Origin of the sequence: Natronospira sp. (assembly GCF_007134575.1) — a bacterium.
Lineage (GTDB): Bacteria > Pseudomonadota > Gammaproteobacteria > Natronospirales > Natronospiraceae > Natronospira > Natronospira elongata.
In genome coordinates this window covers 1-9,160 of sequence record NZ_SLKM01000166.1, presented here as the reverse complement: position 1 = coordinate 9,160, position 9,160 = coordinate 1, and the positions used below count along the sequence as shown (strand labels likewise).

The window sequence follows — 9,160 nt, the reverse complement described above, 5'->3', positions numbered from 1 at the left end:
TGTCTGGTCCGTTGGCGGTGTCTGGTCACCGGTGCGTGACCTGACTGTCCGTGGTAACTACACCGAGTCCATCCGGGCGCCGTCCCTGGTGGAGCTGTTCGCCCCGCAGACCCAGACGTTCAGCTTCGCCGACGACCCCTGTGACCAGGACTTCGTGGACACGGGCCCCGACCCGGATCAGCGTCGCGCCAACTGTGCCGAAAGTCTGGATGTGGACCCAGAGGATTTGGACGATTTTACCTCCAACATCACTCTGGCCACCGGTGTCGGCCGCTCCGGCGGTAACCCTGACCTCAACAACGAGTCCGCAGAGTCCTACGCTCTGGGCCTGACCTTCGAGCCCCGCTGGGTCGATAACCTGGTCCTGACCGCGGACTACTACAACATCGAGATTGAGGATGCCATCACCAGCCTGTCCCTGACCGATCTGATGGAAGCCTGTTACGACTCGCCCGACTTCCCGAATGTCGACGCCTGTGGCGCTTTCGACCGGGATGATGAAGGCCAGGTGGCAGACTTCCTGACCGGTCAGACCAATGCCCAGGAGTTCCGCCTCAGCCAGGTGCATGTCGGCGCCCAGTATCGCTTCGACATCGCCGACTTCATGGGCATGTTCTCCGAAGGCATGGGTGCACGTGACATGGGTACCCTGGGTCTGAACATGCGCTTCACCCAGACCCGTGACCGCACCACTTCGGTGGCCGGTGACGAGGCACCGGAGCAGGTGGGTGGCTTCAGCCAGCCGCGCAACCGGGCGATTGTCGATACCACATGGACCCGCGGTGACTGGCGCGTGTTCTGGCGGACCGACTGGATGCGTCGTCCGCGCATCGACCCGGCTCAGGACATTCTGTTCCAGGATGACGACGGCGCTGCGGTCTATCGGACCCGTTCCCGTCATATCCACAACGCCTCGGTGTCCTACAATGTCAGCCGTTTCGCTGACTGGGCCCCGCAGAACACGGTGTTGCAGCTCACCGTCAACAACGTGTTCGACCGCGAGCCCAACCGGATCGAGCGAGCTTCCGGCCACTTCGGTCTCCCCGAGGTGCTGGGCCGCAACTATCAGCTGACCCTCCGCGGCAGCTACTGATAGGCGATTCCGGTATCGCAGAAGGCCCCGCAAGGGGCGTGGAAGGCCCGCTGCCCGTCAGCGGGCCTTCTTTTTTCTGGTTTGGCCCATTCCAGAAACAAACAACGACTTTTTTCGTACGAATAACTGGAAAACGGTGGTTTGATCGTCTAGTATTGAAACTGACTCCAGACACGTTAGCCCGTGCGGAGTCACACTCCCTAGCTGGACGCGGGGGCAGGCGGTTCATCCGCCTGTGCCCCGTTTCTTTAACGTCCTTCCCGAGCAGCCACCACCGACGATTCCACGACCGTTTTCCCGCCCTGAGTGTCCAATGTGCTAGAAATCAGAGATCGGCACTGAGGAGCTCGGGCATGCCCACCAGACCGTTACTACCCGCCATTGGCCTGGCACTGTGCCTTGGCTTCAGCCCGGCGGTTGCCGGTAATGAGCCGGCCAGGAAAGCCCCGGACCAGAGCCAGGCCGAACTGAATGAGGCCGTTCACCAGGAGCTGGTCGACCTATTGCGTCGATTGGCCGAGATCACGGCCATGCTGGAAGACGATGAGACCCGGGAGAGCATCCAGGCCGCCATGCGCGCGGTGCGCGGCCCGCAACTGGGCGTTCGCGGCAGCGAAAACGAGCAACCACCCGGCGTGCGCGTGGAGCAGGTCTATCCGGACAGTCCGGCAGCCCTGGCGGACATCAAGGCGGGTGATGTGATTACCGCCGTCAACAACCGCCCCTTGGACGGCCAGGCCCCGGCAACCCGAGTCCTGCAACGCACCCTGCGCCAGCACGCCGGCACCGCCCCGCTGCTACTGGCACTGGATCGCAACGGCGAGCGCCTGGAGCTGGAACTGACATTGCCAGACTAGCTGAGTGAATCCAGTGTATCTGGCGGATAACCGAGGGCGGTCAAGGCCTGGTGGTCCGGGATCAGAGTCCGCTGTGGAGGAATCACCAGGGTGGTGTAGTCCCTGTACGCGGCCTCGGGTAATGCCCTTAAGGAGAGCCGTTCCGCCCGATAGGTTTCGAGAGACAGGCGGGCTGCCTCATAGAGTATGGCCTCCGTGTCCGGCGCGTACCAGCGCAGGAGCTTGTCTTTCAATACCCGAAGGCGGGCAGGATCCGCACCGGTCCGGGTGCAGCTCAGGTCACCGGCCAGGGCCACCTGCCAAAGAATCAACAGGGCCGCAGGGTCCAGCTCACGCTCGAAGACAAGAAACTGTGTCGCTTCGAAGGACTGCACACCACGGCGGCCGGGGTCCAGGCCCAGGTCAGCGTAGAGACAGGCCTCGGCGGACACGCCGGGCTCCATCCGCGCCCGGTGACCAGCCGCCCTTGCCGCACGGATCGCGGCGTGCGGCACATCGGCAAAGACCCCCGGATGCCCATAGAAGACGGCGCAGACCCGACGTCCCGACATCAACGGTGCCAGAATCTCTCGAGTCATTTCCCGGTAAGTCTGACGTCGATCCTTGCCCTCAGCGTAGAAGTGAGACAGGGAACGGGCGTCTGGGCGCTGCCTGCGCAACCAGGACCAGGCCCAGGAATCGGTCATGGCCAGTACATCGTCTGCCCGGTCTAGCTCGGAGATCACCCGCCGGCTGAGGTGCCGGCCCGACTGAATGCCGCTCCCCACCACCACCAGTTCACCGCAGCTCACGCTTCCCCCGGTAGTTGATCACGGATGAGGCCGGCCAAACGACGAAAATCCAAGGGTTTGAGTTCGTAGCTGACACAGCCCAGGGCCTCGGCCTGCTCCCGATAGTGTTCCGAATCCACCGCCGTCACCACGATAACGGGAATGTCCCGCAAGGCCGGATCGCCCCGCATCCACCGGAGCAGATCAATACCGGACATCCCGGGAAGGTCCACATCCAGCAGGACCAGGTCCGACGGATGAGACCTGAGACGACTCAGGCCAGTTTCCCCGTCCGCCGCCACCAGGGCCCGACAACCCTCGCTGCGGACGAAATCCACCATCAGCTCCCGGTTCACCCGGTTGTCCTCCACCACCAGCACCGATGCCGGCGCCTCGGCGGCCCCCTGTCCCTGATCCGTCCGCGCAGCCAGCGCCGGGGCGTGGGCGGCAACGCTGGCTTCCGGCAGAAGGAGGCTGACACTCGTCCCCCGGCCCGGCTCACTTTTCAATTCCAGCTGGATATCCAGCAAATCGCACAAGCCCCGAGTCACCACCAGGCCCAGGCCCTTGTCCTCATAGAACCGCTCCAGATCCGAGCGCTTGTCCCGGAACAGGCGTGACAGGCGTCGCCGGGTCTCCGGGTCCAGCCCGCTGCCGGAATCAGTGACCCGAATTCGGGGCCGCCCGTCCCCATCCATGAAGGCACTCAATTCGACCCGGCCACGGTGGGTAAACTTCGCCGCATTGGACAACAGATTCAGCAATATCTGCCTCAGCCGAGCCGGGTCCGATTCGATCAACTCGGGTGCCTCCTCCAGCGCCAGCACGGCTTCGTTTCCATTGGCCTGCAGCGAGGAATTAACAAGCGCCAGGCATTCCTGCAGAAAAGGCCGAAGGCGGATGGGCTCGTCACTGCGACTCATCTGCCCGGCCTCCATGCGCGAGGCATCAAGCAGATTATCCACCAGCGTGACCAATTCGGTGCCAGCCTGCTGAACCACTGCCAGATTGCGGGGCACCGGCGCCGGCACCTCGTCGTCGTCGGCCTGCCTGGCAAGACGACGTTCCAGTTTCTGGCTGAAGCCGAGAATGGCGTGCAAGGGCGTGCGCAATTCATGGGAGATGCGGGCAAGGAAGTGCATCCGCGCCTCCCCGGCCTCCCGGGCCTGTTGCACCGCGGCTTTCAATTGACGCTCGGTACGGGAAAGCTCCTCTACGGCCTCCTTGCACCGCCCGTACTCGCGCTCAATGTCCTCCAGTTGCCGGGCGCTGGAGAGCATGGCACGGGCGTGCTCACGCACCCGACTCAACACCGCGATCAGCTCGGACTGCCGTGCCCTGTCATCGGAACGCAATGCGAAAAAAAGCACGGCCTGGAGACGGTTCTCTACCGGCAGCGTCATCCCGATCAGCCCACTGGATTGCTGACTGCCCGACGAGGCTTCACCGCTCAGGGTTTCGATGTGCCCGGGCTCAAGGTGATAGAGGCCTTCCGATAATTCTCGTCCCCGCTGGCTGAGCAATGTCTGCACAGCCTCCTCTTGGTAGCCACCCGGACCAAGCAGGCTGGGACCGCCGTTGGCGGCCAGGGAGAGCAGACGACTGCTCTCCAGATCCAGGACCAGAGCCTGGGCCCCGGTCAGCGCCGGCGTCAGCCTGACCAGGCGAGCCATCAGCTCTTGCAATATCTCCCGGGTTCGCCGATAGCGATTGGCGGAACGCACCAGGGTGGCAAGCATCCCCAACTGCTCGTTCTGTCGCTGAATCTGGCGGGCCGCATCCCGACCGAGGCGGAATCGGTTGTAAACCACCCCGCCCAGTAACAACAGGAAAAATGTTCCACCGATGGCCACATTGCGCCTTAGACCCTCCTCCCGCCGACTCTGGGCCAACAGCTCCATCTGCCTGGTCCTGCGGTCATCCAGAAACTGTGCCTGCATCCGCGCACTTCGGGCCGCCTGCTCCTCCTCCCGCTTGCGATCTTCCAGATCCACTACGGCCCTTTCCTGCTCCAGCGCCAAATCGTAAGCGCCGTCTAGCTCAAACAACTGAGCCTGTAGTTGATGCGCCTGGATCGCTGACCACCACCGGCCGGCTTCGGCCAGTTCAGGCGCAAGACCATCCAGTACTTCACCAGCCCGGGTGTAACTGCCTTGCCCAATCAGGGCAGCTGCCAGAGCAAGGCGTCCTTCCAGGGCGCCGACCGCATAACCGGCAGTATTCACGGCTTCCAGCGCTTCCTCGAGCAACTCGACAGCCTCATCGACATTTCCCTGAAACAAGCGGGCCTCTCCCTCCAGTCGCTGCTTCACGGCCAACAGCACCGGATCACCGGCCCTCTCACACGCAGGCAGACCTTCCTCCACTACCGATGCCAGACTGGCCATGGCCCCCATCCGCCGCACAATCAGGCCCTGCTGCAATAGTTCGGCGCAAACCTCCCGAGGATCCAGGGTCCGATGTGCCTCGGCCAAAGCTTCCCGGGATAACTCAAGTGCCTCCTCATGCTGGCCGGCCTGCCCCAATAGCACTGCGGCACGTCCGAGGAAGGCGGCAGACAACTCAGGAGAATCAACCCTCTCAAGTAACTCGCGCCCCTGAATCAAGGCTTCAAAAGCGGTCTGGTAGTCCGTGGCATTGGTTGCCAGATTCAAACGTAATACCTCGGCACGCAAGCGGATTTCGTCTGGCAGCTCGGCCACCGGAAGGCTTTCCATCTCAGCCAAGGCACCAGCTTCGTCTCCGGATAGCCCGCGATTCCGCAGCTCAAGAAGGCGCAAACGAGTTTCAAGAGGGGGAGGCAACACAGGGTTTTCGCGCCGAAAGTCCTCAATGCTGGCCTGGGACTCGCGCCAGGAGAGTTGAATATTCAGGCGTTCAAGTCGCTCGACGTTCTCCTGTAGCCGTTCCGTGTCTTCAGCATGAGCCGCTGAAACCACCAGCAGGAACAGCAACAATACAGCGGCTGACCATAGCCGCCGTCGAGTAGCGCCATTCAGGAAATGGAGCTTGTCGGGCCCGGCCCCCCCGCACATGAGCAAGTGCAGCTCGACGACAGTTCAGTCGTAGGATCGAATAATGGCCCGACTGGTCTTCTCGATATTGCTCAAACCGGTCAGGCGGCGGATTTCATCCAGGTCCCCCGCAGCCAGGGCCTTTTTTTCTTCCTCACTCAATTCGAATTCCGCCATGACCGCCTCCGGATCCTTCTCGTAGCGGCTTTCCAGCTCGGCATCTTCGCCCAAACGGTGAATCAAATCGGCAAGCTTGGACATGGAAGTACTCCTTTCTTCCTGATAATGACAATAATCACGACAAGGACATCATTAATTGGTCCCTTCCGTCACCTCTGCTTGCCAGCATATTACATTTCTGAGCATCAGCAAGAAGCGTGATGGCGCTTGGGACCAGCTACCCGTTTAAAGTGGGTCAGTCAAACCCGTCGGGCCAATAGCAGACATTGCATCAAGCGTAGCAGACGGGGAAAGTTGACCGGTTTGGGCTCGAAAACCGTGCAGCCGGCGGCTTCGGCTGCTTGTCTGTGAGGGGGTTCGGATTGGGCGGAGACGGCAATCACCGGCACTGCCGTCATGGATGGCCAGTCCCGGAGCTCACGGGTGGCTTCCAGGCCGGAGAGGATGGGCAGGTTGATATCCATGAGAACAATGTCGGGGGCCTGGTCCCGACAGTAACGAAGCGCCTCCTCCCCATCCCCGGCGGCGTCAACGGAAAAACCCTCCATCTCCAGGAATTCAACCATCAAGTCCCGGTTGACCGGCTCATCCTCCACCACCAGCACATGGGCGCGATTCATTTGGCCGGCAGACTCATCCGCCGGCCAACCGAAGACCAGCGCTTCTTCTTCCTCTCGACTCAGACCGTAATCCTGGATGACTTCCCGTGGTTCCCGCTGGAAACGGGCCTCCAGATCGGCGTCCAATCCCAGATCATTGATCAAGCGGGCAAGCCCGGACATGACACCCCCCGTTCACCCCTGCCTGCGCAGGTTCTGCTCAGCGCAGGGAAATTTTCTGCCTGGCACGAAGGTCCAGACCACTGGCCTCCAGTCGGGCCTCCACGCGCCAGCGATAGTAGCGGCGGCGTCCACCCAGCAACTGGGCCCCCAGCATCAGCCCCTGCGCCAGCGCGCCTTCCGGGGCCTTGCCGCCATGACCGGGGACCGATTCCGGCACCGGCAGCTCGAAATCGAATCGCTCCACATCACCCGGAGACAGATGCAGTGCCCCACTCACCGGTACCTGGTCACGATAGATCTCGTTGCGATAACGACGCCGACGGCTGCGGCCATTGCTCCCATGCCGACGCACTTCCTCAATCTCCTCGCCCACCAGGGCCACATTCAGTGCGCGGCCGTCGATCTCGCGCCGGGCCTTGACCTCGCAATGCCCGCTCAGGGTCTCGCCACAGGCAACGGCACTGCGATCCAGCTTGATCTGCAATCTTCCTTTCAGGCGGGCCAGCAATTTGGGCAATAACGCGATGGCCAGGAGCAATACGGCCCCACCGACAATCAGCTTGATGATCATTTCTTCCGACATTACTGCCTCCCTCAAAGCATCTGATTTGAATCAATCTTGTCGCCCATGGCCAACCGCTGCCATCCCCCGGACGGAGCCCCCCTCAGCCCCGCCGCCAGACAATCAATCCACTGCTTCCAGTTGCCAGCGCTGGCGAATGCCCCGCTCGGTGAAATCCAGCGTCTGGCGCAGACGCCAGCCTTCGGCCGGCAACCAGGCAGGCAGGGACTCGCCCACCATGGCTTCCAGGCTCACCGCATCCCCCACCCGCTCGGCATGAAGATCCGGATTGATCAACATGAGCAGCAGGGCACGCCCCTCAAGCTCATCATCCCCCATCGCCGCGGCCATCTCCGCGGCGCGCTCGCCACTGTGAATCGTGAAATGACGCCCGTGCTGGGCCAGAGTCAACTCACGCCGCAAGACATCAAAGGGAGGCGGGGGCTGAAAGCCCACACCACGACCGTCGCTGGGCACATCCAGCTCCGCAAAGCGGGGAAACAGCACCCCGAACTGGGTCAACAGCCCCTGGGGATCGTCGGCCGAGATGGTCGCCAGCACATCCATGCTGTCGGGCATGTCATCGGCGTCCATGTCCAGAACACTCAGGCTCATGCCCATCAGCCCATCAGCAAAGGAAAGCGCGGGACCAAGCAGGGCCGGACTGGTCTGGCCCACCCGTGCCTGCAGCGTCTCTAAAGGCGCACAGTCAAAGTCGGCCCGGGTAAAACGCCGCCACAAATCCAGTGCCACCCGTGGCAGGGCGTCGGTGTTCACACCCAGGGCCGTGGCGGCAATGACCTCCGCCTCGCCCCGCATCAGCGTCGCCGGGATATGGCCGTGCAGGCGCCGGAGGCTGCGCATGGTGCGCTGATCACGGCTATCCACCAGCACCTCCATGGCAAGACGCCGATCCTCCGCCGTGGGCAGCTGAGCAAAACCGAAGCGCAGGCCCGGCCAGTTCTCGGCAATGGCCAGCAGCTCGGTCTGGCAGGCCTCACTCCGCAGTGCCTGCTGATCCTGCGGTGTCTCCTCATCCCGAACAGCGGCCCGCAAGGCCTCCAGACTGCCCGGCCCGGTCGCGCCAAGCAGGCCCACCAGGGCCCGACTGTCCACAAAACCCAGGCCGGTCGGCATCAGTCCGTGGCGATCCATGATGGCTTCCAGCACGCCGCTGTCGGCCAGGGATTCGGTCGGGGCCTGCTGAGCTGAAACGCGCGCGGACAATGCCGGATCGGCCAATACCTCGCTGTCCACGAACACACTGGCCACATCCCCCTGCACGACCAGGACCAGGTCGGCACTTGCCTCCTCCGAGCGGTACAGGGGATAGCGACGGAACAAGGCGGCCGCCTTATCCTCCTCTGCCACGGCGGGATCAATCTCCGCCGCCGCTTCAAGATGATCCACCAGGGCGATCAGGGCGACGGGATCATCCAGGCGCCAGCGCAGCACCGGTGCCAGCTGATCAAGATAGACCACGAACTCCGGCTCAAGGCCGGCCCCAATCCTTGTCATCATGGCGGGCACACCACCACCGTCACGGCTCACCCGATCCAGCTCCAGGATCAGCGCGGCCAGAAAACGCAAGCCATCGGCCACGTCGCTGGCCTGTTGCCATTGCCGGATCTGCGCAGCACTGGTCTCGTCCAGCAGTGAATCCATGGCCGGGAATACGGTCTCCAACGCCTTCAGCGGCAGCGGCTCCCGGCCCCCGAAATAGATCAGGGTGTCGGCCGGTACTTGCCGGTTGAGATCCTCGCCCACTGTCACTGCCGGTGCGGGCGGCGGAGCCTCCCGCCCCACCCATTGCCAGACCAGCACTGCCGCAACAAGCACGAGTGTGCCCAGCGGCAGAATCCAGCGCATTTTCATTCACAACCTCCTCAGTGGCCGGAAGGC

The 9,160-nt window shown here is 62.8% G+C and carries 8 protein-coding genes; 2 read left to right on the top strand and 6 right to left on the bottom strand.

Features of this window, described 5'->3' with window-relative positions:
* Together ACJWXQ_RS06580 and ACJWXQ_RS06575 are read left to right on the top strand one after the other, a co-directional pair.
* The coding region (locus ACJWXQ_RS06580) for a TonB-dependent receptor domain-containing protein (protein ID WP_406672417.1) at positions 1–1,093 on the top strand (1,093 nt) is incomplete at its 5' end.
* 353 nt (positions 1,094–1,446) lie between these two features.
* Positions 1,447–1,950, top strand: a complete 504-nt coding sequence (locus ACJWXQ_RS06575) for a PDZ domain-containing protein (RefSeq protein ID WP_346051020.1) — start codon at positions 1,447–1,449, stop codon at positions 1,948–1,950.
* Here the strand turns inward: ACJWXQ_RS06575 and ACJWXQ_RS06570 are convergent.
* The 6 genes from ACJWXQ_RS06570 to ACJWXQ_RS06545 all read right to left on the bottom strand — a co-directional run bounded on the left by ACJWXQ_RS06570 (position 1,947) and on the right by ACJWXQ_RS06545 (position 9,133).
* Positions 1,947–2,741 carry an SAM-dependent methyltransferase gene (locus ACJWXQ_RS06570; protein ID WP_346051021.1) on the bottom strand — a complete coding sequence of 265 codons (795 nt, stop codon included), beginning with the start codon at positions 2,739–2,741 and terminating at the stop codon, positions 1,947–1,949. The genes ACJWXQ_RS06575 and ACJWXQ_RS06570 overlap by 4 nt on opposite strands.
* Positions 2,738–5,755, bottom strand: coding sequence for a response regulator (locus ACJWXQ_RS06565; RefSeq protein ID WP_406672418.1), 3,018 nt, complete (start codon positions 5,753–5,755; stop codon positions 2,738–2,740). The genes ACJWXQ_RS06570 and ACJWXQ_RS06565 overlap by 4 nt, the downstream gene beginning before the upstream one ends.
* Positions 5,756–5,779: 24 nt before the next feature.
* Positions 5,780–5,995, bottom strand: coding sequence for a hypothetical protein (locus ACJWXQ_RS06560; protein ID WP_346051022.1), 216 nt, complete (start codon positions 5,993–5,995; stop codon positions 5,780–5,782).
* A gap of 158 nt (positions 5,996–6,153) precedes the next feature.
* The gene (locus ACJWXQ_RS06555) at positions 6,154–6,696 is read right to left on the bottom strand and encodes a response regulator (RefSeq protein WP_406672416.1); all 543 of its coding nucleotides are present in this window, start codon (positions 6,694–6,696) and stop codon (positions 6,154–6,156) included.
* 37 nt (positions 6,697–6,733) lie between these two features.
* Positions 6,734–7,279: a hypothetical protein gene (locus ACJWXQ_RS06550; protein WP_346051024.1), complete on the bottom strand. Its 546-nt coding sequence runs from the start codon at positions 7,277–7,279 to the stop codon at positions 6,734–6,736.
* 102 nt (positions 7,280–7,381) lie between these two features.
* Positions 7,382–9,133 (bottom strand): hypothetical protein, encoded by a 1,752-nt coding sequence (locus ACJWXQ_RS06545; RefSeq protein WP_406672415.1) that lies wholly within the window; start codon positions 9,131–9,133, stop codon positions 7,382–7,384.
* Positions 9,134–9,160: the final 27 nt, after the last annotated feature.